The organism is Streptomyces sp. NPDC001514, from assembly GCF_053597075.1.
Genome location: NZ_JBSFHO010000016.1, coordinates 97,073 through 123,447, shown reverse-complemented (window position 1 = coordinate 123,447; position 26,375 = coordinate 97,073). Strand labels below are relative to the sequence as shown.

Genomic DNA, 26,375 nt, shown 5'->3' with positions numbered 1-26,375 from the left:
GCCTCACCGGACCGCACCTCACCGGACCGCGGCCCTCCGGTACGCCCATGTCGCGGCGCCCAGCGACGCCACGCCCACGACCGCGCAGACCGCGAGGTCCAGCGCCACGGCGGGCCACTGCGGATGCGCGTCGAAGGTACGGGCCAGCGCCTCGACCCCGTACGTCGACGGCAGCAGATCCCGCGCGTACGCGATCGGCTCCGGCAGCCGCCCGGCCGGCAGCACACCCAGCAGCAGGGCTGCGGACATGCCCAACTGGCCGAGCAGTGTGGCGAGTTCCTGGCGGGGCGCAAGCAGCCCGAGCGCCGCTCCGAGCCCCGCGAGCGCCGCGCCCGAGAGCGGGATCACGGCGGCCAGCACCCACAGATGCGTGAGCGGCAGCCCGAAGAGCACCGAGCCGATGACCGCGGTCACGACCGTCCCTGGCACGGTGAACGAGGCGTACGCCCCGGCCGCGCCGAGCACCACCGCCGCGGGCGGCACGGGCAGGGTCGCGTAGTGGTCGAGGCCGCCCCCGGCCCTGAGCTGGCCGAAGTACTGGGCAAGCAGATTGAGCGCGACGAACGCGACGACCAGCACGGACGCCCCGGCGACGACGGCACGCGCCTCGGCGCCGCCGTCGACGACGCCCCGCATCAGCACCATGATGCCGACGGACTGGAAGGTCGCCACGAAGAGGAGGGGGATCCGGGCGACCCGCGCCCGGGACAGCTGGGCGCGGTACACCGCGGCAAGCGCGGGCAGCAGCCGGGCGCGCGGCGCGAGCGGCGCGGGACCGCCGCCGGACCCGGCACGGTCGGCGGCCTGCGCCCCGCGCACATTCGCGGACACGGCCTCCGCAGGCACGATGCTCACCTGGCGCTGCTCCTGTTCCGTACGTACGGGCTCACTGTGCCACGGCCGTGGCCCCGCCCGGCGGCGCACAGCGCCGACGCCGACACGGTCGGGCGGCTGCACGGGCCGCCGCGTCCCCGTCGCGGCGACGCGGACGCGGACGGCACCGCCGCGCCACGGCACGGACCGCCCCGTCCGGCACCGCGCGGTGCCACGTGCGGCGCCGACGTCGGCGCCGTCGGTCCGCGAGTCCCGGCCGGCGGCAGGCGCCGGATTCCCCCGGCACGCGGGGACCTCCCGCCGCTCATGCCTTCACCAGGCCCTTCGTCGCGTGCCCGCCGAGCGCCAGGTACACGTCCTCCAGGCTCGGCGTGGCCAGCGTGAAGTCGTCCAGCGCCGCGAACGCCTCGCCGCCGGTCACCGCGGCGACCGCCGCACGCGCCTCGTCCGGGGCGAGCCGCAGCACCCAGCGGCGGCCGGACTCCTGGGCGGAGGCACGGAGCGCGGCGACTTCCGGGACGTCCAGGGGCGCCCGCTCGCGCCACACCAGCTCGACCCGCACCTCTCCGGCCACGCGCTCCTTGAGCCCCGCGGGGGTGTCGCAGGCGATGACCTTGCCGCGTTCGAGCACGGCGACGCGGTCGAGGACGGTCTCGGCCTCGATGACGTTGTGGGTGACGAGGAGCACCGTCGCTCCGTGCTCGGCACGCCGCCGGTCCACCGCGGCCCAGACCGCGCGCCGCGCGACCGGGTCCATTCCGGTGGTGGGCTCGTCCAGGACGAGGACGGGCCGCTCGCCGACCAGTGCGGCCGCGAAGCACGCCAGCCGCCGCTGCCCGCCGGACAGCCTCTTCAGGGGCCGCCCGGCCAGTGCGGTCAGCCCGAGCTCTTCGAGTACGGTGTCGCGCTCGGCGCGTGCCTCCCGTACCCCGAGGCCCCGCAGCCGTCCGGTCGTCTCCGCGGCCAGTGCGACGGTCAGCTCGTCGAGTGCGGTGGACTCCTGGCCGAGGTAGCCGATGAGCCGGGCCGCCCGCTCGGGGTGGCGTACAAGATCGTGGCCGAGGACCTCGACCGCGCCGGAGTCGGGGCGCATCAGACCGGTGAGCTGGCGTACGAGGGTGGACTTTCCGGCGCCGTTGGGGCCGAGCAGTCCGAAGATCTCGCCGGTGCGCACCTCCAGCGAGATTCCGTCGCTGGCCCGCACCTCGGGGGTCGCGGGAGCCCCCCGCCGGGCACGCGCGGCGGGGTACGTCTTGACCAGATCCCGCACCACGCACACCGTACTCACGAGGGACGAGCCTACGGGGTCGTCGGGGCTACTCCCCCGCTGGGGCGTGCTCGGCGGCCGCCCGGACGTCGATCTCACGCCAGAATCCGGCCCGGATGGCATAGCGGTCGTGCTCGTCGATCTGGTCGTCCTTGTGGGCGAGAAGTCCGAATCGGGCCGCGTACCGCAGCAGTTCGCCGTCGATGCGGTGCGGGATCCGCGGGTACATGGTGGACAGCTTCTGTACGTGCGCGGGGTCCGGGAGCCGCTCCATCCAGCGGCGCGCGAAGACCTGCCCGACCTCGTAGGGGTCACCGCCGACCGTGGTGATGTCCTCCTCGCGGTCGGCCCAGCGCTGCTCGGCGCTGGTGAGCTGGGCGAGCGTGGGCAGCGACGCGGTCTCGGGCGACTCGCCGAGCGCGCCGCCGGGCCGCTCGATCCAGCCCTTGTCGGAGGACCAGCGCAGCGTGGCGCTCGCCGGGTGACGGTCGGTCGGGGCGGCCGGGCCGCGCAGGCCCGCAAGGTCCTTGGGGGTCGGCACGCCCTTCGCCCCGGGTCCCCCCGGCCCGGCGGGCTCGGCACCCGCGGCCGCGGCCGGGGCCGACGTCCCGTTCCGTACCTCCCCCACCTGCGCACGGGCCGCCTCGTCCGCCCGCTCCGCGGCCGCCGCGAGCGCCGACTCGGGCAGCGGGGCGGAGAGGATCGCCGCGATCTCCGGGCGGGGCGCGGGCGGCGGGGCGCAGACGCCGCCGAGGTCCTTGGCGCGGACGGCCTGGGTGATCCAGGCCCGGTCGAGGACACGGCGCTCGTCGGCCTCGGCCACCAGGTCCTCCGACTGGTTGTAGTCGCCGTCGGCGGCCTGCACGGCCCAGAGGTGGACGGCGACCCCGTGTTCCTTGGCGGACATCAGTCCGGGCAGCAGATCGCCGTCGCCGGTCACCAGCACCACGTCGGAGCAGGCGCGATTTCTGGCCAGTTCGGTGAGCTCGGCGTGCATCGCGGCGTCGACGCCCTTCTGCGCCCAGCGGCCGTCGCTGCGGGTCAGTGCACCGAGCCGGACGGTGACGCGGGGCATGACCCGCAGCCTGCGGTGCTCGGGCTGGGGTACGCGGTCGGGGGCGCCGTCGAACCAGTAGATGCGCAGCAACGGGCGTTCCGTATCGGCCTCGGCGCGGTCGCGGAGGGCCTGGATGAGGGCGGCGTGGTCGACGGTGATGCGGGAGCGGGCCGGTTCTCCGGCGAGGAGACTCGCGGCGGCGCCCAGCAGATAACCGGCGTCCACCAGGACGACGCAGCGGTCCACGTGTTCCACCCTCTTTCGGGAACCTCGGGATCGGAAGTTGCTTCGGGTTTCCTTCGAGTCTGCCCGACAGCCGGAGGGTTGACGGCCGGAACTCGATCATCGGCGTGGCGATTGTGAAGCCGCACCGTAACAGCAGCCCGTTACTCACCGCAATCATCCGAAATGCGCAGTGTGAACGCCTATGTGAGTCTGATGGCGGCCCTGGCCCCTAGATGACACAGGAGGCAGACCATGGCCAAGAACAAGAACCGTGAACGCAAGCCGCAGACGGGTTCGAGCGCGGAGCGCGGTGCCCAGCAGGCCCGTAGCTCCTCGATGGAGGCCCAGACCGAACAACGGGCGACACAGATAGCCACCGGCGATCCGGCCGCCCACAAGGGTCGTCAGAAGCGCTTCGGCCACAACTGAGGCTCCGCGCCGCGTCGACGTATGTGTGAGGGGCGCACCCAAAGGCGGGTGCGCCCCTCAGCTGCGCCACGGCACGTGCCGCGATGCGTATCCGTATGCCTACGAGTCGCGGGATCAGCCTGCCAGGCAGGACGGGCCGAGCAGCACCTTCAGATCGCCGAAGAGCGCGGGGTCGGGCTGGACCCGGTGCCGGTCGAGGCGGAGCACGGTGGTCTTGCGGGCGCCCTGGAGCTTGATCCGCACCTCCGTGTTGCCCTTGTGGTGGCCGAGGATCTCGCCGAGCCGGCTGACCATGGGCGGGGTGACCTTCACCGTCGGGATGGTGATCACCACGGGCGCGTTGGTGCCGGCCGACGACAGGTCGGGGACCATCAGCTCCATCGCGACGAGCCGCGGCACGTCCTCGCGTTTGTCGAGCCGTCCCTTGACGAAGACGACCGTGTCCTCGACGAGCTGTGTGGACACCAGCTGGTACGTCGCCGGGAAGAACATGCACTCGATGGAACCGGCCAGGTCCTCGACGGTCGCGATGGCCCACGCATTGCCCTGCTTGGTCATCTTCCGCTGCAGGCCCGAGATGATGCCGCCGATGGTGACGACCGCCCCGTCCGCGTGCTCCCCGCCCGTGAGCTGGGAGATCGCCGCGTCCGTCTTGTCGGACAGGACGTGCTCGATGCCGAAGAGCGGGTGGTCGGAGACGTAGAGGCCGAGCATCTCGCGCTCCTGCGCGAGCAGATAGGACTTCTCCCACTCGACGTCGGAGAACTCGACGTCGAGGCCGAAACCCGGCTCGTCGCTCTCCTCGTCTCCCATGCCGCCGAAGAGGTCGAACTGCCCCTCGGCCTCCTTGCGCTTGACCGCCACCACGTTGTCGATCATGGGCTCGTGCTGGGCGACCAGGCCCTTGCGGGTGTGGCCCATCTCGTCGAAGGCGCCGGCCTTGATGAGCGACTCGATCGTGCGCTTGTTGCAGACGACCGCCTCGACCTTGTCGAGGAAGTCCGGGAAGGAGCTGTACTTCCCCTTGGACTTGCGGCACCTGATGATCGACTCGACGACGTTCTGTCCGACGTTCCGGACGGCCGTCAGGCCGAAGAGGATGACATCGTCGCCCTGGGCTGCGAAGTTCGACTCGGACTCGTTCACATTGGGCGGCAGGACCTTGATGCCCATGCGGCGGCACTCGTTCAGATAGACCGCGGACTTGTCCTTGTCGTCCTTGACCGAGGTGAGCAGCCCCGCCATGTACTCGGCGGGGTGGTTGGCCTTGAGATACGCCGTCCAGTACGAGACCAGGCCGTACGCAGCGGAGTGGGCCTTGTTGAAGGCGTATCCGGCGAAGGGGACCAGCACGTCCCACAGGGCCTGGATGGCCTCGTCGCTGTAGCCCTTCTTCCGGGCGCCCTCCTGGAAGAGGACGAAGTTCTTCGCCAGCTCGTCGGGCTTCTTCTTGCCCATGACGCGGCGGAGGATGTCGGCCTCGCCGAGCGAGTACCCGGCGATGATCTGGGCGGCCTTCTGCACCTGCTCCTGGTAGACGATCAGGCCGTAGGTGACGTCCAGGACCTCGCGCAGCGGCTCTTCGAGCTCCGGGTGGATCGGAGTGATCTCCTGCTGCTTGTTCTTGCGCAGCGCGTAGTTCGTGTGCGAGTTCATGCCCATCGGGCCCGGCCGGTAGAGGGCCGAGACGGCGGAGATGTCCTCGAAGTTGTCGGGCTTCATCAGCCGCAGCAGGGACCGCATGGGACCGCCGTCGAACTGGAAGACGCCGAGGGTGTCGCCGCGCTGGAGCAGTTCGAAGGTCTTCGGGTCGTCGAGCGGGAGGCTGAGGAGATCGATGTCGATCCCCTTGTTGGCCTTCACCATCTTGACGGCGTCGTCCATGATCGTGAGGTTGCGCAGGCCCAGGAAGTCCATCTTGAGCAGGCCGAGCGACTCACAGCTCGGGTAGTCCCACTGTGTGATGGTGACGCCGTCGGTGTGCCTGACCCAGACGGGGACGTGCTCGGTGATGGTCTCGCTGGACATGATCACGCCTGCGGCGTGCACACCCATCTGCCGGACCAGGCCCTCGACGCCGCGCGCGGTGTCGATGACCTTCTTCACGTCCGGCTCGTTCTCGTACATCCCGCGGATCTCGCCGGCCTCGCTGTAGCGCGGGTGGCTGGGGTCGAGGATGCCGGAGAGCGGAATGCCCTTGCCGAGGACGTCGGCGGGCATCGCCTTCGTGAGCCGGTCGCCCATCGCGTACGGGTAGCCCAGCACCCGGGCGGAGTCCTTGATCGCGTTCTTGGCCTTGATGGTGCCGTACGTACCGATCATGGCGACCTTGTCGGCGCCGTACTTCTCCGTCACGTACCTGATCACTTCGACGCGCCGACGCTCGTCGAAGTCGATGTCGACATCGGGCATGGAGACGCGCTCGGGGTTGAGGAAGCGCTCGAAGATCAGACCGTGCGGGATGGGGTCGAGGTCGGTGATGCCCATCGCGTACGCCACGATCGAGCCGGCCGCGGAGCCACGGCCGGGGCCGACGGCGATACCGTTCTTCTTCGCCCACATGATGAAGTCGGCGACGACCAGGAAGTACCCCGGGAACCCCATCTGGATGATGACGTCCATCTCGTACTCGGCCTGCTTCTGGCGGTCGTCGGGGATGCCGCCGGGGAAGCGGCGCTCCATGCCGCGCCGGACCTCCTCCTGGAACCAGGTGATCTCGGTGTAGCCCTCGGGGATGTCGAACTTCGGCATGAGGTTCTTCGCCTCGAACATGCCGGTGGTGTCGACCTGCTCGGCGACCAGCAGCGTGTTGCGGCAGCCTTCCTGCCAGGCTTCGGACGAGTCGATCGCGTACATCTCGTCGGTCGACTTCAGGTAGTAGCCAGTGCCGTCGAACTTGAAGCGGTCCGGGTCCGAGAGGTTCTTGCCGGTCTGGATGCAGAGCAGCGCGTCGTGGGCGCCCGCCTCGTGGGCGTACGTGTAGTGCGAGTCGTTGGTGACGAGCGGCGGGATGCCGAGCTTCTTGCCGATCTCGAGGAGGCCGTCGCGGACGCGGCGCTCGATCTCGATGCCGTGGTCCATCAGCTCCAGGAAGTACCGGTCCTTGCCGAAGATGTCCTGGTACTCGGCGGCGGACTTCAGGGCCTCGTCGAACTGGCCGAGGCGCAGCCGGGTCTGGAGCTCGCCCGAGGGGCAGCCGGTGGAGGCGATCAGGCCCTCGGACCACTGGGAGATGGTCTCCTTGTCCATACGGGGCCACTTCTGCAGCCAGCCCTCGGCGTACGCGTCCGAGGAGAGCCGGAAGAGGTTGTGCAGACCCGTCTGGTTCGCCGCCCAGATCGTCTTGTGGGTGTAACCACCCGAACCGGAGACGTCGTCCCTCTTCTGGTGCGGCTGGCCCCACTGGATCTTCCGCTTGTTCCGCCGGGACTCCGGGGCGACATACGCCTCGATGCCGATGATCGGGGTGATTCCGGCTTTCTTCGCGGAATGGAAGAAGTCGTACGCACCGTGGAGGTTGCCGTGGTCGGACATGGCGATGTGCGTCATGCCCATCTCGTTGCAGGCGTTGAACATGTCCTTGAGCCGCGCGGCACCGTCCAGCAGGGAGTACTGGGTGTGGACGTGGAGGTGCGTAAAGGGCGGCTTGGTCACGGCGGAAGGCCTCCGGGCTGTGATCTTCCGGGGGAACGACCCCCGGACCCCCGCTCTGGGGGCTGGCGACAGGCTGCGGACAGTCTGGGTGGACAGCGTGGAAGTCTATGCCTCCGCACCGACAATCGTCGGGCACTCAGGACTACCGTCGTGCGTTGAGCGGGGCGGAACACCTGCCCCTTTTGTCATGTACCGCTTGTACCCGGGAGGCACCCAGCGATGTCGGTCCACCAGCCCACGGCAGGCGAGCGCGGCGAGGAGATCCTCGCCGTCTTCGACACCGCCTTCGGCGAGCTCCTGGCCGCCGACCCGGCCGCGTTCCGGGTGAAGTTCCGCAAGATGGCGGCCTCCGCCTTCGCCTTCTACCGGGGCACGGCATGCCTCTTCTACGCCGACCTGGAGCGCGAGCAGAACGGCGGCCCGTACCTGGACGAGCGCACGAGCCGGGTGTGGATCCACGGCGACCTCCACGCCGAGAACTTCGGCACGTACATGGACTCGAACGGCCGGCTGATCTTCAACGTCAACGACTTCGACGAGGCGTACGTCGGCCCCTTCACCTGGGACGTCAAGCGGCTGTCCGCCTCACTGGCCCTGATCGGCTACACGAAGGCGCTCAGCGACGAGCAGATCACCGAGCTGGTACAGGTCTACGCCGCCGCCTACCGCGAGCGCATCCACGCGCTCGCGACCGGTGCCAAGAACGACGAGGTGCCGCCCTTCACCCTGGACACGGCCGGGGGCCCGCTGCTGGAGGCGCTGCGCAGCGCCCGGGCACTCACCCGCGTCGGGCTGCTGAACTCGATGACGGAGATCCGTGACTACGAGCGTCGCTTCACGGAGGGGGGCGGCGCGATCGACCTGGACGCCGCGACGCGGTACAAGGTGCTGGCCGCCTTCGACGGCTATCTGGAGACCCTGCCCGAGTCGAGCCTGTCGCGCCCCGACTCGTACCGGGTGAAGGACGTCGTCGGGCGGCGCGGCGTCGGCATCGGGTCGGCCGGTCTGCCCTCGTACAACATCCTGCTGGAGGGCAACAGCGACGCCCTCGAGAACGATGTCGTGATCTACATGAAGCAGGCCCAGACCCCGGCGGTCTCCCGGCACCTCAGCGACGAACGGGTCCGGGGCTACTTCCAGCACGAGGGCCACCGCACGGTGATCTCGCAGCGCGCCCTCCAGGACCACGCCGACCCGTGGCTGGGCTGGACGGAGATCGAAGAGGGCGGACGCCGGGTAGGCCAGCTGGTCGCGGAGGTCTCGCCGTACGCGGTGGACCTGGACTGGTCGGACATCGACGACCCGGCGGAGATCGCGGCGACCGTGGCGGACCTCGGCCGGGCGACGGCCACGATGCACGCGGCGGCGGACGACGAGAGCGGCCACTCGCTGGTGCCGTTCTCCACGGAGCGGGCCATCGACGCGGCGATCGCGGCGGACGAGGACGGCTTCGGGGAGCTGCTGGTGGACTTCGCCCACAGCTACGGCGCACGGGCGCGGGCCGACCACCAGATCTTCGTGGACCTCTTCCGGAACGGAAGGATCCCCGGCCTGCGGTAGGCCCGCCGGATCCTTAGGGGCCGCTTACAGCGGCCCATGGCACACTCCTTCAGCGACGCTGCGTTTTCCGGGGGCGCCCCCCGGACCGGCAACAGAAGACATCCGGCAGGCAGGACCCTTTGCACATAGGCGACAGACGGCTCAGGGGGCTGCGGGCAGCCATCTTCACGGCACTCGTCGTGACGCTGTCCGTGGCTTCCCACGTGCTGCTCTCCCGTGTGTCACTGCCCTTGATCACCGTCGGTGCCGTCGCCGCCGGGGTGTTCCTGATCGCGTACGCCCTGGCGGGCCGCGAGCGCGGTTACGGGCCGATCGCCGCCGTGCTCGTCCCGCTGGAGCTGGCGGCGGACACCGTCTTCACCACCGGCCAGCACGTCTGTTACGGCGCCGCGGGCGGACCGGTCGCCGGTTCGCTGCGCTCGGTCGGGGTGGATGTGCTGTGCGGCGGCAGCGTCGGCGACCCGCTGCCCGGTGTGACCACGGCCGGTGGGCGCCTCGCCACGCTGCTCAACTCCCCCGATCCGTCCGTGCCCTGGCTGCTGCTGGCCGCGCATGTGTCGGTCGGGCTGCTCGCCGCGGCCTGGCTGCGGCACGGCGAGTCGGCGCTCGCGGGTCTGCTGCGGGCCGCGGCCGCGTCCGCCTTCAGGCCGCTGCTGATCGCCGTGGCCGCCGTGGGTGCGGGCGCCGGGCGGGTGCGCCGCGCGGTTCTGCCCGCCGGCCGGCCGCTCCCGGTCCTGCCCCGCCTTCTCGTGCACTCCGTGGGACGGAGGGGACCGCCGATCCAGGCTCTCGCCCTTGCCTGAGACCGGCAGTCCCCATCCCGTCCAGAACCATCGAACACGGAGCAAACGATCATGAGTGCACGCAACAGCCAGGCCAACAAGGCGGCCGCCCGCGAGCGTCTCCGCGCGGAGCGCGAGCGCCAGGCCAAGAAGGACAAGATCAGGCGGCAGATCATCGTCGGCGCCTCGATCGTCGGCGTACTGGCCGCTGCGGGCGGCATCGGCTACTTCGTCATGCAGGCGAACAAGCCCACCGCGTGGGAGGCCGCCAAGGACGCGAAGGTCGTCCGGCCCAAGAACACCGAGGGCGACAACGGCACGACCGTCGTCATCGGCAAGCCGACGGCGAAGAAGACGCTCGAGCTGTACGAGGACTCGCGCTGCCCGGTCTGCGCGACCTTCGAGCAGACGGTCGGCGAGACGGTCAAGAAGGACGTCGACGCCGGCAAGTACAAGATCAAGTACATCGGCGCCACGTTCATCGACGGCGACGGGCTCTCCGAGGGGCGCATCGGATCGAACGGCGAGGGGTCCAAGAACGCCCTCTCCGCCCTGGGGGCGGCGCTCAATGTGAGCCCCGAGGCATTCATGGAGTACAAGACGGCCCTCTACTCCGCGAAGTTCCATCCGCAGGAGAGCGACGACAAGTTCGGCAAGGACTCCTATCTGCTGGAGATCGCCGACTCGGTCGACGCGCTCAAGAACAACGCCGAGTTCAAGAAGAACGTCGAGGACGGCACCTTCGACGCCTGGGCGCTGAAGATGTCCGCCACGTTCGACTCCAGCGGCGTGGAGGGCACTCCGACGCTGAAGATGGACGGCAAGAAGATCACCGTCGAGGGCAGCGACAACACGCCGATGACGGCGGAGCAGTTCAACGCCGCCATCGACAAGGCCCTCAAGGGCTGACCCCGGACCCATCCGGACCGGCGGCGTGGGCCGTGTACCAGGAATCGCCTGGTACACGGCCCACGCGCCGTCCAGAGCCGCGTCGCGGAAAGGCGAATTGACGCAAGTGGATCATGGAGTGAAAATGATCCCGCAATGATCAGCTGATCTTACGGGAGGGATTTCAGCAATGCGCTTTTCCGCAACGACGAGGAACCGCGTCGCAGTTGTGTCGGCCGCCGCGGCGGCAGCGTTCGCTCTCACCGCCGGCACCGCGACGGCGGGAACCGACGCCATCGCGTACACCGACGACGCCGGCTGGGGCGGCTGGGCGAAGCTGGTGTCGAACGGCGACCGGCTGGACGTCTGCGACACGCGAGCGGACGGCAAGCGGGTGCACGGCGAGCTCATCTACACCACCTCGACCGGCAGCTTCCGGCGAGTGGCCGAGGACGCCAACGGCGCGGGCAACAGCTGCGCGAGCAAGAGCGGGGACATACCCGAGGGGACCAGGGTCACGGTTCGGGTCTGCCTCAAGGACGGCGCCGGCGGCCGGGAGGAGTTCTGCGCCACCAAGCACGGTGTTGCCTGAGCAGTGCGGTCGACGCCGAGTGACTGACTGACCATCAGGCAACTCCCGGCGGCCCGCTGTCGACGGGCAGGCGAACTTTCCTGAATTCGCCTGCCCGTTCGCCTTACCGGTCAGTAGTCTGACCGGCCGTGACCAGTAGACTCTCCACAACCCCCAGCCGCCGCACGGTCGTCAAAGCCGTTGCCGCCACCGCTGTCGCCGCGCCCGCCCTCGCGGCCGCCTCCACCCCCGCCGCTGCAGACGAGCAGGGTCCCGCCTTCCTCCATGGTGTCGCCTCGGGCGACCCGCTCTCCGACGGTGTGCTCCTGTGGACCCGGATCACGCCGTCCCCGGACGCCGTGCCCGGCTCCGGCAAGGGCCCGGACACCGAGGTGAGCTGGGAGGTCGCGGAGGACAAGGGATTCGCCCGGGTTGTCGCCAGCGGCCGGACCACCGCCACCGCCGCCTCCGACCACACCGTCAAGGTCGACGTAAGGGGCCTGCGCCAGGCCGCCGTCCATTACTTCCGCTTCACCGCCGGCACCGCGGTCTCCCCCGTGGGCCGCACCCGCACCGCGCCGGCCGCCGACGCCGCCGCGCCCGGCGTGCGCTTCGGCGTGGTCTCCTGCGCCAACTGGGAGTCCGGCTACTTCTCCGCGTACCGCCACCTGGCGGCCCGCGCCGACCTGGACGCGATCCTCCATCTCGGCGATTACATCTACGAGTACGCCACCGGCGGCTACCCGGAGGAGAAGTACGTCGTACGGCAGCACGAGCCGAAGAACGAGATCGTGACGCTGGCCGACTACCGCACCCGCCACGGCAAGTACAAGACCGACGCCGATCTGCAGTCGCTGCACGCCGCCCACCCGCTCATCGCGATATGGGACGACCACGAGATAGCCAACGACGCCTGGTCGGGCGGCGCCGAGAACCACACCCCGGGCACCGAGGGCGACTTCGCGGCCCGCGCCGCGGCCGCCAAGCAGGCGTACTTCGAGTGGATGCCCGTGCGCGCCTCGACGGAGGGCACGGTCTACCGCCGGCTGCGCTTCGGCAAGCTGGCCGATCTGCATCTGCTGGACCTGCGCTCGTTCCGCTCGCAGCAGGCGTCCGTGGGCAGCGGCTCGGTCGACGACCCGGAGCGCTCGATCACGGGCCGCGCCCAGCTCGACTGGCTCAAGTCGGGCCTCGCGTCCTCGGACGCGACCTGGAAGCTGGTCGGTACGTCGGTGATGATCTCGCCCGTCGCCTTCGGCTCCCTGCCCGCCGATCTGCTGGGGCCGATCACCGAGCTGCTCGGCCTGCCCAAGGAGGGTATCGCCGTCAACGTGGACCAGTGGGACGGCTACACGGACGACCGCAAGGAGCTGCTGAAGCACCTGACGGACCGCGGGATCAGGAACACCGTCTTCCTCACCGGCGACATCCACATGGCGTGGGCCAATGACGTGCCGGTGAAGGCCGCGACGTATCCGCTGTCGCCGTCGGCCGCGACCGAGTTCGTGGTGACCTCGGTGACCTCCGACAACCTGGACGACATCCTGCATGTCGCCCCGGGCACGGTCTCGCTGGTGGCTCAGGCCGCGGTCAGGGCCGCCAACCGCCATGTGAAGTGGCTCGACATGGACAGCCACGGGTACGGCGTCCTCGATGTGACCGCCGAGCACTCGCAGATGGACTACTACAGGCTCTCCGACAGGACGAAGGCCGACGCGACGGCGACCTGGGCCCGCTCTTACCGGACGCTCAGCGGAACGCAGAAGGTCGAGCGCGTGAACCAGCCGGTGCGCTGAGGGGCGAATTTCAGCCACTCCATGATCTGTTAACACCGCATGACATCGCTACAACGGGTGGTGTGTTCCGCAGTACGAATGCGGACACACCACCCGTTGCTGTATCCCCACTCGTTACATGCAGATCTCAAGCCCCGGACGTGGCCGAAATTTTTCTCCCGGATGCCCCCAATTGCTCAAGGATTGATTGGGCTTGATCAATCCTCAACGAGATCTGACATGCACCCGTAATCTCCCCGCGGTGGCCAAGAACGGCCCCCTTCACAACCCCCCGCGAGGAGAACCATGCGCGCTCTTGCCCGTATATCCCCACGTTTGCGCCACCGCGCACTCGGTACGGCAATCATGGCCGGAACCCTGGCCCTTGCTCCGCTCTCCGCCCCCACCGGTATCGCCGCCGCCAAGGCCCCCGCCGCCTCGTCCGCCGCCGAGGACTGCGCGGAGGAGGGCGCGAGCGCCGCCGCCCGCGAGTCCCACCCGTCGGGTTCCGGCCACGTCCATGAGCCCAACGAGGTCACCGAGACCAAGGCCAAGGCCATGGACGCGGACCTGAAGAAGAGACTCGATGCAGTGCGGATGAGCGCCCGCGGTCTTTCCGTCGCCGCGTCGACCGCCATCCCGGTCTACTTCCACGTCATCCACGACGGCGACACCGGCAAGCTCAGCGCCACCGACGTCAGCAACCAGATGGCGGTCCTCAACGCAGCGTTCGGCGGCCAGGGCACCGGCAACACCGATTCCACCTTCCAGTTCTCGCTGGCCGGCACCGACTACACGGACAATGCGACCTGGTACAACCTGAGCTCCGGTTCGACCGCCGAGAAGAACATGAAGGCCGCCCTCCGCCAGGGCGGCGCCGGGGCGCTGAACATCTACACCGCCAACCTCGGCGGCGGTCTGCTCGGCTGGGCGACCTTCCCGTCGTCGTACAACTCCAGCCCGTCCATGGACGGTGTGGTGGTGCTCGACACCTCACTGCCCGGTGGCTCGGCCGCCAACTACAACGAAGGCGACACCGCCACCCACGAGGTCGGCCACTGGATGGGGCTCTACCACACCTTCCAGGGCGGCTGTAACGGCAACGGCGACTACGTCGCCGACACCCCGGCCGAGAAGAGCGCCGCGTACGCCTGCCCGACCGGCCGCGACACCTGCGTCAACAAGACCGGGGTCGACCCGATCCACAACTTCATGGACTACACCTACGACAACTGCATGTACCAGTTCACCGCGGGCCAGGTGCAGCGGATGAAGGACAGCTGGACGGCCTACCGGGCGGGCTGACACCGCCTCCTCCGGCCTGGCGCCATGAATGCGCCGGGGGACCTGATCGACGGCGGTTCGAGCTGATCGAGCGGCTCGGCAGCGGAGGCATGGGCACGGTGTGGCGGACTCGCGACACCGTGCTCCACCGCGAAGTCGCCCTGAAGGCGGTCGGATCCGACGCGGGAGCGTCCGGCGCCGTGCGCGAGCGTGTGCTCCGCGAGGCCCGGGCGCTCCCGCGGCTCAGCCGCGCCGCGCATACGGCGGCCATTCAGCACCGGGACGTCCAGCCCGCCGACATTCTGCTGCGGCCCGACGGCAGCGCGGTGCTCACCGGCTTCGGAATCGCGGCGCTCCAGGGTTCGACCTCGCTGACCGCCCCGGTGAGCTGGTCGGCTCACCCGAATACATCGCCCCCGAACGGGTACGAGGCCACGACGACGATCCTTCCTCCGACCTCTGGTCGCTGGGGCTCGTGCTGCACGTGTGGGTGGAGGGTGTCAGCCCGCTGCGCCGGTCGACGACCCCGGCGACGCTCGCGGCCGTGCTCGACGACCCGGTGCCGCCACCGATGCGCTCCGGGCAGCTCGCGCCCGTGCTGCAAGGGCGCTCGCGGGTCCTACAGCGTGTCCAGGAACCCCAGCGCCACCCGCCACGTCTGCTCGGCGGCTTCCTCGTCGTGGTCGGGCAGGTCCGGGTCGGTGTACAGATGCCCGGCGCCCGGGTAGCGGTGGACCTCGACGTCCGCCCCCGCCCTGCCCATCTGCAGATACCAGGCGGTCAGCCAGTCATGCGGCTCCATCGGGTCGGGGTCGGCGACATGCAGCTGTACGGGCAGCCCGTCGGCCTTCGCGTCCGCCGCGATGTCGGACGTGCCGTGCAGCAGGAGCAGCCCGCGGGTCTTCTCGTCGCCGAGCGCCAGGTTCTGCGCGACGGCCGCTCCCATCGAGAAGCCCGCGTAGACGAGCCCCCGCTCGGAGAGGGGCGCCGCGGCCACGATCGCCCGCTTCAGGAGCTCGTCCAGGCCGACCTCGTTCTTGTGGGCCCTTGCCTCCTCGAGGGTCTGGAACGTGCGGCCCTCGAAGAGGTCGGGCGTCCACACCTCGTGCCCGGCGGCGCGCAGCCGGTCCGCCGCGGCCCGTACGGCAGGGCGCAGACCGAAAGTCGAATGGAAAAGCATGATGTCCATGCGGTCAGGTTACGTTCGAGACATGGAGAACGTACTGCGCCCATTGATCGTTTTCGGCGGCTCGGTCGTGCTCACGCTGCTGGTGGGATGGTTGGTCGACCTCCTGCTGCGCCGGGCCGACAACCGGCACACCGAGACCCCGCTGTGGGGCCTGCTGCGCCGCTGCCGCGTCCCGTTACAGGTCGCGCTCGGCGCGGCGCTGCTCCGAGGGACGTTCCGTCAGGCGGAGGTCGGAGTCGTCGACGAGCACGTGGCGGGCATCGGGCGGCTGCTGACGCTGGTGCTGATCGGGGCCTCGGCCTGGCTGGTGGTGCGGATCGCGACGGCCGTCGTCGAGTCCTCGTACACGCGCTACGCCGCGGCGACCCGCGATCCGGCCCGGGTGCGCCGGGTCCGTACGCAGGTGACGCTCATCCAGCGGATCGTCATCGCGGTGGTGGGGGTGGTGGCGTTCGCGGCCATGCTGCTGACCTTCCCGGCGATGCGGACGGTGGGCGCGTCCATGCTCGCCTCGGCCGGCGTCCTCGGCATCGTCGCCGGTATCGCCGCCCAGTCGACGCTGGGCAATCTCTTCGCTGGGCTGCAGATCGCGTTCGGCGACATGGTGCGCATCGGCGACACGGTCGTCGTGGACGGCGAGTGGGGGACGGTCGAGGAGATCACGCTCACGTTCCTGGCGGTGCGGACCTGGGACGAGCGGCGGATCACGATGCCGGTCTCGTACTTCACCAGCAAGCCGTTCGAGAACTGGTCGCGCGGCGGGGCCCAGATGACCGGCACGGTCTTCTTCCACCTGGATCACTCGGCGCCCGTGCCCGAGATGCGCGAGAAGCTCCACGAGATCCTGCGCGAGGGCCCGGCGTGGGACGGCCGCGACTGGTCGCTCGCCGTCACGGACACCACAGCGACCACGATGGTGGTGCGGGCTGTCGTCACCGCGAAGGACGCGGACGACGTGTGGACGGTGCGGTGCGCGGTCCGCGAGCAGCTGATCGCCTGGCTGTGCGACCGCCATCCGTACGCAATGCCGCGCATCGCCACGGCCCACGCGGCGGCCCCGCCCGTCGAGTACCCGGAGCAACTGAAGTACCCGGAAGCAGGTGACGGCGCTCACCGCACGGGCCGCGGCTGATCCCGCGCCCGCCGGCACCGGTCAGTGGCCGCGTTCCGCGCCGCCGTTGACCTGGATGACCTGGGCGGTGATGTGGCCGGCGGCCGGTGAGGCGAGCCAGCGCAGGGTCTGGGCCACGTCGCCGGGGTGCCCGGCCCGCCCGGTGGACGTCTCCGCGATGAGTGCCTTGCGGCGCTCATCGGGGAGTTCGCCGCCGAAGAAGCCCGTCTCCTCGACGAGCCCGGGTGCCACGAGGTTCACGGTGATGCCGCGCGGCCCGAGTTGGCGGGCGAGATCGTACGCGTACGGGTGGAGGGCGGCCTTGGACGCGGCGTACGCACCCGAGCCGGAGCCCCGGTACGCGGCGATGGAGCTGAGGAACAGCACACGGCCGCCGGGCGTGGCCAGATGGTCCTTGAGGGCCTCGGTGAGCAGGGTGGCCGTGAGCGTGTTCAGCCGGAAGTTGACGGTCCAGTCGTGGGCGACGGCCTCCAGCGGGTCCTCGAAGTCGGGCCGCGCCTCCAGCCGTCCGTTGCCGCCGGCGCTGAGCACCAGCACGTCGACGGTGCCGAACTCCCGCGCCACGAACTCCGCGGCGCGGCGGGCACCTTGGGGCTCGCTGAGGTCGACGGCGCAGTAGCGGGCCCCGGGGATCCGCTCGGCGGCCCGCGCGAGCACCTCCTCGCGCCGCCCGAGCAGCACCACCTGCTCGCCGTCCGCGGCGAACACCTCCGCCGCCGCGAACCCGATGCCGGTACCACCACCACTGATCACCACGGTGCGCGCCATACCTTGATCATACGACCGGGCCCCGCCGAATCAGGGGCTGGGACGGTCGGCGTGGGAGGCGGCTGCGCAGGTGGCCGGCGGAGGCTGCGCACCTCGTCAACGGAGGCTGCGCACGTCGAGCTGGCGCAGGACGCGGTCCACGACCTCGGGGTCGGCGCCCGGCTCGCTGCGGGCGGCGAGCACCTCGTGACGAGCGGCGGACAGCATTTCGCGCTGGACGCGAAGGAGGGTCTCCTGCCGTTCGGTGCGCTTGGCGAACCATTCGCGACGCTCCTCGTCGACGATGTCCGGGCTGATGCGGATCCCGATGTCGTACGCCACACGCTGCAGCCGCTCGGAGATCTCCTCCGGCACCTCCTCGACCTCCTCGATCTCCTTCAGCCGGTGCTTCGCCGCCCGGGCCGCGCGCAGCGCGAGGTCCCGTTCCCGTGCCTGCTCGGCGTCCGTGTCGGCCCGTACGCCGAGGCGTTTCACCAGCCAGGGGAGGGTGAGCCCCTGCGCGACCAGCGTGGTCATGATCACCACGAAGGCGATGAAGATGATGTCGTCGCGGGCCGGGAAGGGTGAGCCGTCGTCGGTCCGCAACGGAATCGCGAGGGCCTGGGGGTACCTCCCAGCGATAGCCAGGGGGAGCGACCGAGGCCACGCCCCGCATCCCCGACCACCACATGACGATGGTCTCGCGCAGGCCTACGGGGATCTCCTCGTCGTAGTCGCGCCGCTTGTGCAGCCGCGTCGTGAGCCAGGTGGCGGGCAGCAGATACAGCAGCCGCACGCCGACGACGACCGCGACGACCAATGCGGACCACTCCATCAGCTCGGCCCCCCGGCCTTCGGCGGTGCCGAAGACGTTGTGGAGTTCGAGCCCGATGAGCCCGAAGGCGACCCCGGTGACGAGGGTGTCCACGATCTGCCAGAACGTGTTCCCCGCGAGCCGCCAGATGAACGCGTCCGCGTCGACGGCGTTCTCGGCGAGATAGAGCGCCGTGACGAGGACGGCCAGGACGCCGGACCCCAGCAGCTCCTCCGCGAGCACATAGCTGACGAACGGCACGAGCAGGGTCAGCCCGATCTGCAGGGTCGCGTCACCGAGCAGCCCCATGAGCCGGTTGGAGAGCCGGCCGAGCCCGAGTCCGACCACCACGGCCACCACCGCGGAGAGAGCCAGCTCCCCGGCAGCCTCCGGCCAGGAGAACGCCCCGCTGACCGCCGCCGCGATCGCCACGTGGTACAGCACGATCGCGGTGACGTCGTTGAAGAGCCCTTCACCCTCCAGGATCGACACCAGCCTGCGGGGCAGCCCGAGGGATCCCGCAACCGCGGTGGCGGCGACCGGGTCGGGTGGGGCGACGAGCGCGCCGAGCGCGCCGAGCGCGACGGCGGCGGCGATCGGCAGCCCGGGCACAACGGCGTTCGCGACGGCCGCGACCGCCGCCGTCGTGACGAAGACCAGGGCGACGGCGAGCAGCAGGATGGGCCGGATGTTGGCGGTGAACTGCCGCCAGGAGGTGCGCTGCACGGCGGCGTACAGGAGGGGCGGCAGCAGCAGCGGGAGGATGTACTCGGGCGGAACAGCGACGTTCGGCACGAAGGGCAGGAGGGCGAGGACCGCCCCGACGAGGGTCAATCAGCACGGGCGCCGGCAATCCCAGCCGCTCGCCGAGCGGCACGGTGACCACGGCGCCCAGCAACAGCACGAACAGCAGGGCCAGTTGGTCCACGAACGCGGCCTTCCGCGGGCGGAGCATCGACGGTCAGCCCGTCAAGGCTCCCATGCGCTTCGCCGGAATTGCCGCAATCGCCCTGCTCATGGGTCGCCCTGATGCGCCATCAGGGCCGCGCTCGGCACCCGGGCCGCCCCGCCGGTGCAGGGCACCCGTCAAGCCCGTCCGGCCCGGGCCACCCACCGGTGCCGGGCCGCTCAGGGGCCCGGCCGGAGGCCTACCGGGGACCCGGGAGCAGGGCCCCGCTCACAGTGACCGCCGCATCGCGCGGTGCGGGATCCCCGCGTCCGGGAATTCCGGGCCGTACGCCTCGTACCCGAGCCGCTCGTAGAACCCCAGCGCGTGGGTCTGCGCGTGGAGGTCGACCGACGTGAGACCACGGGCGCGGGCCGACTCCTCGATCGCGCGGACCAGCGCCGCGCCCACGCCGAGGCCGCGGGCGGCACGGCTGACCGCGAGGCGGCCGAGGGAGCCGACCGAGGGGTCGGGCAGGAGGCCCGTCAGGAGGCGGCCCGTGCCGAGGGGGCCGTCCGGGCCGACCGCCAGGAGGTGGACCGCGTCCGCGTCGTGCGCGTCGTACTCGATGTCCTCGGGCACACCCTGCTCGACGACGAAGACCTCCTTGCGCACCGCGAAGCACGCCTCCCGGTCGGCCGCGTCAGCCGCCTCCCGTACGACGAAACCGCTGCTCACGCGCTCTCCGCCGCGATCCTGTCCAGCGCCGCCTGCAGATCCTCGGGGTACTGGCTCTCGAACTCGACCCACTGCCCGTCCGACGGATGCTCGAAGCCCAGCCGCACCGCGTGCAGCCACTGCCGGGTCAGCCCGAGCCGCCGGGCCATCGTCGGGTCGGCGCCGTACGTGAGATCGCCCACACACGGGTGCCGGTGGGCGGACATGTGCACCCGGATCTGGTGCGTACGGCCCGTCTCCAGCTTGATGTCCAGCAACGACGCGGCCCGGAACGCCTCGATCAGGTCGTAGTGCGTGATCGAGGGCTTGCCTTCCGCGGTCACGGCCCACTTGTAGTCGTGCTGGGGGTGGCGCCCGATGGGAGCGTCGATCGTGCCGCTCAGCGGGTCCGGGTGGCCCTGCACCAGCGCGTGGTAACGCTTGTCGACCGTCCGCTCCCGGAACTGCTGCTTCAGCAGCGTGTACGCCCGCTCCGACTTCGCGACCACCATCAGCCCGGACGTGCCGACGTCCAGCCGGTGCACGATGCCCTGCCGCTCCGCCGCGCCCGACGTGGAGATCCGGTACCCCGCCGCCGCGAGCCCGCCGATGACGGTCGTCCCCGTCCAGCCGGGGCTCGGGTGCGCGGCCACGCCGACCGGCTTCACGATCACGACGATGTCGTCGTCGTCGTGGACGATCTCCATGCCCTCGACCGGCTCGGCCACGATCTGCACCGGCGCGGGCGCCTGCGGCATCTCGACCTCGAGCCAGGCGCCGCCGCTGACGCGCTCGGACTTCCCTACGACCGAGCCGTCGACCTGGACCTTGCCCGCGGCAGCCAGCTCGGCCGCCTTCGTACGGGAAAAACCGAACATGCGGGAGATGGCGGCGTCGACGCGCTCGCCCTCCAGACCGTCGGGTACGGGCAGGGTGCGGGTTTCGGGAAGGGTACTCACCCGTCGAGTATGCCTTGTCAGTCCTTGTGGACCGTTCCGTCGGGGTCCAGGCCCTTGAAGGACAGGATCACGATGAGGATGCCGCCGCACACGATCGCCGAGTCCGCGAGATTGAAAACGGCGAAGTGTGCCGGTGCGATGAAGTCGACGACCGCGCCTTCGAACACGCCCGGTGAGCGGAAGATCCGGTCCGTGAGATTGCCCAGCGCACCGCCCAGCAGCAGCCCGAGCGCGATGGCCCACGGCAGGCTGTAGAGCCGGCGGGCCAGCCGGGCGATCACCACGATCACCGCGGCCGCGATGATCGTGAAGATGATGGTGAAGGCCTCGCCGAAGCCGAAGGCCGCACCGGGGTTGCGTACCGCCACGAACTTCAGCAGATCACCGATCACCTCGATCGGCTCCTGGTGCTCCAGCTTCGCCACCACGATCATCTTGCTGCCGAGGTCCAGCAGATAGGCCACGGCGGCCATCGCGAACAGCGCGAAGACCCGGCGCCTGCCCTTGGGCTGCTCGGCAGGAGCCGCAGCCTCCTCGTCGTCAACGCCCGGCGTACCGATGATGCGCTCCGCCTCTGCCACGTGAGTCCCTCAACCTAGGTGCCTGACTGGTCACGAGGGTACGACACACACGTGCGGACCCTGCCGTCGCGACCTGCTCGACGCCGATCGGCCCCCCGGACCAGGGCCGAGTCGGCATCGCCGCGGATCTGCAGCGCCGCGGTATCTGCGGCGCCGCGGCGGGCTCAGGCCCGCCGCTCCTGCTTCTGCTTGTCCTCCACGCACAGGGTCGCCCGCGGGAACGCCTGCATACGCGCCTTGCCGATGGGGTTTCCGCAGATCTCGCAGAGCCCGTACGTTCCCGTGTCGAGGCGGTGCAGTGCCCGCTCGGTCTGCTCGAGCATCTCGCGTGCGTTGTTGGCGAGGGCGATCTCGTGCTCGCGCGTGATGTTCTTGGCGCCGGTGTCGGCCTGGTCGTCGCCCGCGCCGTCCCCGGAGTCCCGCATCAGCCCGGTCAGCGCCTCCTCGGAGTGGCTGATCTCGTCCCGCAGCTTGGCCATCTCGCTCTCGAGCTCGGCGCGCGCCTCGGCGACCTCCTCCGGTGTCCACGGATCCTCGCCCGGGCGCACCGCCAGCTCTCCGGGGGCCGTCGCGGCGGCGACGCGGGCCGGCGGCAACGCCGTCGCGATGCCGTCCCCGCCCCCTGTGGCACTGGCCGCGGTCTTCTTCGCTCCCACCGTCCTGGCTCCCGTCTGCTTGGCGGCCTCGGCCGCCTCCTTGGCCGTCCTGGCGGCCTTTCCGGTACCGGCGCCTGTCGTCGTGGCAGCCGCCGCCCTCTTCGTCTTCGCGGGCGCCTTGGAGGCCGCCGCTTCGGTGGACGCCGTGGAGCGCCCTGCCGGCTCCTTCCTCTCCGCTGTCGTGGTCCTGGCGGTCTTCGTGGTCCTGGCGGTCTTGGCGGTCCTGGCGGTCTTCCTCGCCGCCGGGGTCTCCTTCGCGGCGGTCGTCTTCCTCGCCGCCGGGGTCTCCTTCGCGGGGGCCGTCTTCCTCTCGGCCGTGGTCTTCTTCCCGGCCGTACGCTTCTTCGCGTTCGTGGCCTTCTTGGCGACCTTCTTCGCCGGTGCCGCGGCCTTCACCTCCGCCGCGTCGTGCGCGTTCACACCGGACGCGTCGGCCTTCGCCACCCGCCCGGTGCCCGGGTTCCTCTTCGCGACAGTGCTCTTCTTGCCGTTCGTATCCTTGGCCGCCGCCCCCGCAGCGGCGGTGGACCTCGCGGACGCCGTCTTCTTCACGGCGGTCTTCTTCGCCACCATGGCCGCGGCCCCTTCACATATTGTGATCTTGCTCGCGAATCGTGCTGGGACGATAAATCGACCCCAGCTCCGCGGCAACGGGGCACGCCGCCGGTCGGACCCGCCCCGCGCCTGCCCCAACGCGAGCCTGCATCCGTTGTGCCCAGCTCCCCGCCCCGTAATCCGCCACGAGGGCGCCTCCCGGGCGCGCCCCGCTCCGTATGCCCATTCGGGTCACCCGGAAATCCGGTCTGCCCCGAGGCGGCCGGGCCCGTACACTGGGCGGAGCGAAAGGCGTGGATGGGGACCAGTAGCGTCGTACGCAGCCATGAGCGACCCGGGGACGGTGCGAGCCCGGGGGCGAGCGCGATGTGAACAATCACCCCGGAGCCGTCGGAAGAAAGCCCGCTGACGTCAGCGGGCGAGTAGAACCGGCATCGCGACCCCAATGAGGGGGCTCACCGGTCTCGCCCGGCGGGCCAAGGAGGGTGGTACCGCGGGAGCGCAGCGCATCGGCTCTCGTCCCTCCGACGGAAGAGACACAGTCCGTTGGAGGAGCCCGTACATGACGCCGCCGCCTCAGTACCGTCAGGTACCCGCCCAGGTCGACCTGCCCGCCCTCGAGCACGCGGTGCTCGACTTCTGGCGGGACAACAAGGTCTTCGCGAAGAGCCTCGAGCAGTCCGAGGGACGCCCGGAGTGGGTGTTCTACGAGGGCCCGCCCACTGCCAACGGCATGCCCGGCGCGCACCACATCGAGGCCCGCGTCTTCAAGGACGTCTTCCCGCGTTTCCGCACGATGCGGGGCTACCACGTGGCCCGCAAGGCCGGCTGGGACTGTCACGGCCTGCCCGTCGAGCTCGCCGTCGAGAAGGAGCTCGGCTTCAACGGCAAGAAGGACATCGAGGCGTACGGCATCGCGGAGTTCAACGCCAAGTGCCGTGAGTCCGTGACCCGCCACACGGACGCCTTCACCGAGCTGACGACCCGCATGGGCTACTGGGTCGACCTCGATGAGGCGTACCGGACCATGGACCCCGAGTACATCGAGTCGGTCTGGTGGTCGCTGAAGGAGATCTTCAAGAAGGGCCTGCTGGTCCAGGACCACCGGGTCGCCCCGTGGTGCCCCCGCTGCGGCACCGGCCTGTCCGACCACGAGCTGGCGCAGGGCTACGAGACGGTCGTCGACCCGTCGGTGTTCGTGCGCTTCCCGCTGACCTCCGGCCCGCTGGCCGGTGAGGCGTCGCTCCTCGTCTGGACGACGACCCCCTGGACGCTGGTCTCGAACACCGCGGTGGCGGCGCACCCCGAGGTCACGTACGTCGTGGCGACGAACGGCGAGGAGAAGCTCGTCGTCGCCCAGCCGCTGCTGGAGAAGGCGCTGGGCGAGGGCTGGGAGGCCACCGGCCGGACGTTCACGGGCGCCGAGATGGAGCGCTGGACGTACGACCGTCCCTTCCAGCTCGTCCCCTTCGACCAGCCGGCCCACTACGTCGTCAACGCCGATTACGTGACGACGGAGGACGGCACGGGTCTGGTCCACCAGTCCCCCGCCTTCGGTGAGGACGACCTCAAGGTCTGCCGCGCGTACGGACTGCCGGTCGTGAACCCGGTCCGCCCGGACGGCACCTTCGAGGAGGACGTGCCGCTGGTCGGCGGCGTCTTCTTCAAGAAGGCCGACGAGGCGCTCACCAAGGACCTGGACGAGCGCGGCCTTCTCTTCGAGCACATCCCGTACGAGCACAGCTACCCGCACTGCTGGCGCTGCCACACGGCGCTGCTCTACTACGCACAGCCGTCCTGGTACATCCGTACGACCGCGATCAAGGACCGGCTCCTCGAGGAGAACGAGCGCACGAACTGGATCCCCGACTCGGTCAAGACCGGCCGCTACGGGGACTGGCTCAACAACAACATCGACTGGGCGCTGTCGCGCAACCGCTACTGGGGCACGCCGCTGCCGGTCTGGCGGTGCGAGGAGGGCCATCTGACGTGCGTCGGCTCGCGCGCCGAGCTGACGGAGCTGACGGGTACGGACCAGTCGTCCCTGGACCCGCACCGGCCGTTCATCGACGACGTCACCTTCCCCTGCCCGGAGTGCTCCGGAACGGCGACGCGTGTTCCCGAGGTGATCGACGCCTGGTACGACTCGGGCTCGATGCCGTTCGCGCAGTGGGGCTACCCGTACAAGAACAAGGAGATCTTCGAGAAGCGCTACCCGGCGCAGTTCATCTCGGAGGCGATCGACCAGACCCGCGGCTGGTTCTACACGCTGATGGCCGTCGGCACGCTGGTCTTCGACAAGTCGTCGTACGAGAACGTCGTGTGCCTCGGCCACATCCTCGCCGAGGACGGCCGCAAGATGTCCAAGCACCTGGGCAACATCCTGCAGCCGATCCCGCTGATGGACCAGCACGGCGCCGACGCCGTGCGCTGGTTCATGGCGGCCGGCGGGTCGCCGTGGGCGGCGCGGCGGGTGGGCCACGGCACGATCCAGGAGGTCGTGCGCAAGACGCTGCTCACGTACTGGAACACGGTGGCCTTCCAGGCGCTCTACGCCCGTACGTCGGGCTGGGCGCCCGCGGACTCCGACCCGGCGCCGGCCGACCGCACGGTGCTCGACCGCTGGCTGCTGTCCGAGCTGCACGCGCTGGTCGACCAGGTGACGCTGGCGCTGGAGGCGTACGACACCCAGCGCGCCGGCAAGCTGATCTCCTCGTTCGTCGACGACCTGTCGAACTGGTACGTACGCCGCTCGCGCCGCCGCTTCTGGCAGGGCGACGCGGCTGCCCTGCGCACGCTCCATGACGTGCTCGAGACCGTCACACGGCTGATGGCCCCGCTGACTCCGTTCATCACCGAGCGGGTCTGGCAGGACCTGGTGGTGCCGGTGACGCCGGACGCGCCGGAGTCGGTGCACCTGTCGACCTGGCCGGAGGCCGACCTGTCGGCGATCGACCCGACGCTGTCCCAGCAGATGGTGCTGGTCCGCCGGCTCGTGGAGCTGGGCCGTGCGACGCGTGCGGAGTCCGGTGTGAAGACCCGGCAGCCGTTGTCGCGGGCGCTGGTGGCCGCGGCGGGCTTCGAGTCGCTGTCGCCGGAGCTGCACGCGCAGATCACGGAGGAGCTGAACGTCTCGTCGCTGGCGTCGCTGAGCGAGGTCGGGGGTTCGCTGGTCGACACGACGGCCAAGGCCAACTTCCGAGCTCTGGGCAAGCGCTTCGGCAAGGGCGTGCAGGACGTGGCCAAGGCGGTCGCCGCGGCGGACGCGGCGGCGCTGTCGCTTGCGCTGCGCTCGGGCTCCGCGTCGGTGACGGTGAACGGCGAGGAGGTGACCCTTTCCCCGGAGGAGGTCATCATCACGGAGACCCCGCGCGAGGGCTGGTCGGTGGCCTCCGACCAGGGCGCGACGGTCGCCCTGGACCTGGAGATCACTCCGGAGCTGCGGCTCGCGGGCCTGGCCCGTGACGCGATCCGGCTGATCCAGGAAGCCCGCAAGAACAGCGGCCTGGACGTCGCGGACCGTATCGCCCTCCGCTGGTCCTCCGACGACCCCGAGGTCACGACCGCCCTCACGGACCACGCGTCCCTGATCGCGGACGAGGTCCTGGCGACCGACTTCACGCCGGGCGAGGCCGACGCCTCGTACGGCGAGCCCTTCACCGACGAGGGCCTGTCCCTGACCTTCCGCCTCCGCAAGGCGTAACCGCCCGCCGAACGGGCCCGGGCGACCACGTGTCGCCCGGGCCCTTGTTCTTTCCCCACCCCGCCCCTTCCCGAACTGTGGCTCTTGGAGCCCGTCCGGCGAATGAGGAC

At 70.4% G+C, this 26,375-nt stretch carries 19 protein-coding genes and 1 pseudogene; 9 read left to right on the top strand and 11 right to left on the bottom strand.

From position 1 onward, the window contains the following. Nucleotides 1-18 precede the first annotated feature (18 nt). The 3 genes from ACWCXB_RS18955 to ACWCXB_RS18945 form a co-directional block, all read right to left on the bottom strand. A complete protein-coding gene (locus ACWCXB_RS18955) occupies nt 19-855 on the bottom strand; it encodes an ABC transporter permease (protein WP_450724217.1) in 837 nt (278 codons plus the stop codon). A 283-nt stretch (nt 856-1,138) separates the two neighbouring features. Continuing rightward, the gene (locus ACWCXB_RS18950; RefSeq protein WP_450724333.1) at nt 1,139-2,113 is read right to left on the bottom strand and encodes an ABC transporter ATP-binding protein; all 975 of its coding nucleotides are present in this window, start codon (nt 2,111-2,113) and stop codon (nt 1,139-1,141) included. A 37-nt stretch (nt 2,114-2,150) separates the two neighbouring features. After that, nucleotides 2,151-3,413 (bottom strand): NYN domain-containing protein, encoded by a 1,263-nt coding sequence (locus ACWCXB_RS18945; protein ID WP_450724215.1) that lies wholly within the window; start codon nt 3,411-3,413, stop codon nt 2,151-2,153. A gap of 222 nt (nt 3,414-3,635) precedes the next feature. Here ACWCXB_RS18945 and ACWCXB_RS18940 point away from each other — a divergent pair, with 222 nt between their 5' ends. After that, a complete protein-coding gene (locus ACWCXB_RS18940) occupies nt 3,636-3,812 on the top strand; it encodes a hypothetical protein (protein WP_450724213.1) in 177 nt (58 codons plus the stop codon). Nucleotides 3,813-3,926: 114 nt separating this feature from the next. On the opposite strand, the gene dnaE is transcribed toward ACWCXB_RS18940, so the two are convergent. Then, the gene (gene dnaE, locus ACWCXB_RS18935; RefSeq protein ID WP_450724211.1) at nt 3,927-7,466 is read right to left on the bottom strand and encodes a DNA polymerase III subunit alpha; all 3,540 of its coding nucleotides are present in this window, start codon (nt 7,464-7,466) and stop codon (nt 3,927-3,929) included. A gap of 219 nt (nt 7,467-7,685) precedes the next feature. On the opposite strand from dnaE, the gene ACWCXB_RS18930 reads away from it, so the two are divergent. The 6 genes from ACWCXB_RS18930 (at nt 7,686) to ACWCXB_RS18905 (ending at nt 14,347) form a co-directional block, all read left to right on the top strand. Further along, entirely contained in the window at nt 7,686-9,026 is a 1,341-nt protein-coding gene (locus ACWCXB_RS18930; RefSeq protein ID WP_450724209.1) for a DUF2252 domain-containing protein, read from the top strand. Nucleotides 9,027-9,145: 119 nt separating this feature from the next. Further along, entirely contained in the window at nt 9,146-9,829 is a 684-nt protein-coding gene (locus ACWCXB_RS18925) for a hypothetical protein (RefSeq protein ID WP_450724207.1), read from the top strand. A gap of 51 nt (nt 9,830-9,880) precedes the next feature. Continuing rightward, a complete protein-coding gene (locus tag ACWCXB_RS18920; protein WP_450724205.1) occupies nt 9,881-10,717 on the top strand; it encodes a DsbA family protein in 837 nt (278 codons plus the stop codon). 169 nt (nt 10,718-10,886) lie between these two features. Further along, the gene (locus ACWCXB_RS18915) at nt 10,887-11,288 is read left to right on the top strand and encodes a hypothetical protein (protein ID WP_450724203.1); all 402 of its coding nucleotides are present in this window, start codon (nt 10,887-10,889) and stop codon (nt 11,286-11,288) included. A 128-nt stretch (nt 11,289-11,416) separates the two neighbouring features. Beyond that, entirely contained in the window at nt 11,417-13,063 is a 1,647-nt protein-coding gene (locus ACWCXB_RS18910) for an alkaline phosphatase D family protein (RefSeq protein WP_450724201.1), read from the top strand. A 285-nt stretch (nt 13,064-13,348) separates the two neighbouring features. After that, complete coding sequence (locus ACWCXB_RS18905) at nt 13,349-14,347, top strand: zinc metalloprotease (RefSeq protein WP_450724199.1); 999 nt, start codon at nt 13,349-13,351, stop codon at nt 14,345-14,347. Nucleotides 14,348-14,945: 598 nt separating this feature from the next. On the opposite strand, the gene ACWCXB_RS18900 is transcribed toward ACWCXB_RS18905, so the two are convergent. Then, complete coding sequence (locus tag ACWCXB_RS18900) at nt 14,946-15,515, bottom strand: dienelactone hydrolase family protein (RefSeq protein WP_450724197.1); 570 nt, start codon at nt 15,513-15,515, stop codon at nt 14,946-14,948. Between the two features lie 22 nt (nt 15,516-15,537). Between ACWCXB_RS18900 and ACWCXB_RS18895 the strand changes: the two genes are divergently transcribed. After that, nucleotides 15,538-16,647 (top strand): mechanosensitive ion channel family protein, encoded by a 1,110-nt coding sequence (locus tag ACWCXB_RS18895; RefSeq protein WP_450724195.1) that lies wholly within the window; start codon nt 15,538-15,540, stop codon nt 16,645-16,647. 21 nt (nt 16,648-16,668) lie between these two features. Here ACWCXB_RS18895 and ACWCXB_RS18890 read toward each other — a convergent pair whose 3' ends face one another. The 6 genes and pseudogenes from ACWCXB_RS18890 to ACWCXB_RS18865 all read right to left on the bottom strand — a co-directional run bounded on the left by ACWCXB_RS18890 (nt 16,669) and on the right by ACWCXB_RS18865 (nt 22,580). Next, on the bottom strand, nt 16,669-17,415 hold the full coding sequence (locus tag ACWCXB_RS18890) for an SDR family NAD(P)-dependent oxidoreductase (protein ID WP_450724193.1): 747 nt from the start codon (nt 17,413-17,415) through the stop codon (nt 16,669-16,671). 96 nt (nt 17,416-17,511) lie between these two features. After that, nucleotides 17,512-19,136: pseudogene (locus tag ACWCXB_RS18885) on the bottom strand (Na+/H+ antiporter). 249 nt (nt 19,137-19,385) lie between these two features. After that, nucleotides 19,386-19,832, bottom strand: coding sequence for a GNAT family N-acetyltransferase (locus ACWCXB_RS18880; protein WP_450724191.1), 447 nt, complete (start codon nt 19,830-19,832; stop codon nt 19,386-19,388). Further along, entirely contained in the window at nt 19,829-20,770 is a 942-nt protein-coding gene (locus ACWCXB_RS18875; protein ID WP_450724189.1) for an RluA family pseudouridine synthase, read from the bottom strand. The genes ACWCXB_RS18880 and ACWCXB_RS18875 overlap by 4 nt, the downstream gene beginning before the upstream one ends. Nucleotides 20,771-20,787: 17 nt before the next feature. After that, entirely contained in the window at nt 20,788-21,351 is a 564-nt protein-coding gene (gene lspA / locus ACWCXB_RS18870) for a signal peptidase II (RefSeq protein WP_450724187.1), read from the bottom strand. Between the two features lie 164 nt (nt 21,352-21,515). Continuing rightward, nucleotides 21,516-22,580: a TraR/DksA family transcriptional regulator gene (locus tag ACWCXB_RS18865; RefSeq protein WP_450724185.1), complete on the bottom strand. Its 1,065-nt coding sequence runs from the start codon at nt 22,578-22,580 to the stop codon at nt 21,516-21,518. A gap of 544 nt (nt 22,581-23,124) precedes the next feature. On the opposite strand from ACWCXB_RS18865, the gene ileS reads away from it, so the two are divergent. After that, on the top strand, nt 23,125-26,265 hold the full coding sequence (gene ileS, locus ACWCXB_RS18860; RefSeq protein WP_450724183.1) for an isoleucine--tRNA ligase: 3,141 nt from the start codon (nt 23,125-23,127) through the stop codon (nt 26,263-26,265). Nucleotides 26,266-26,375 lie beyond the last annotated feature (110 nt).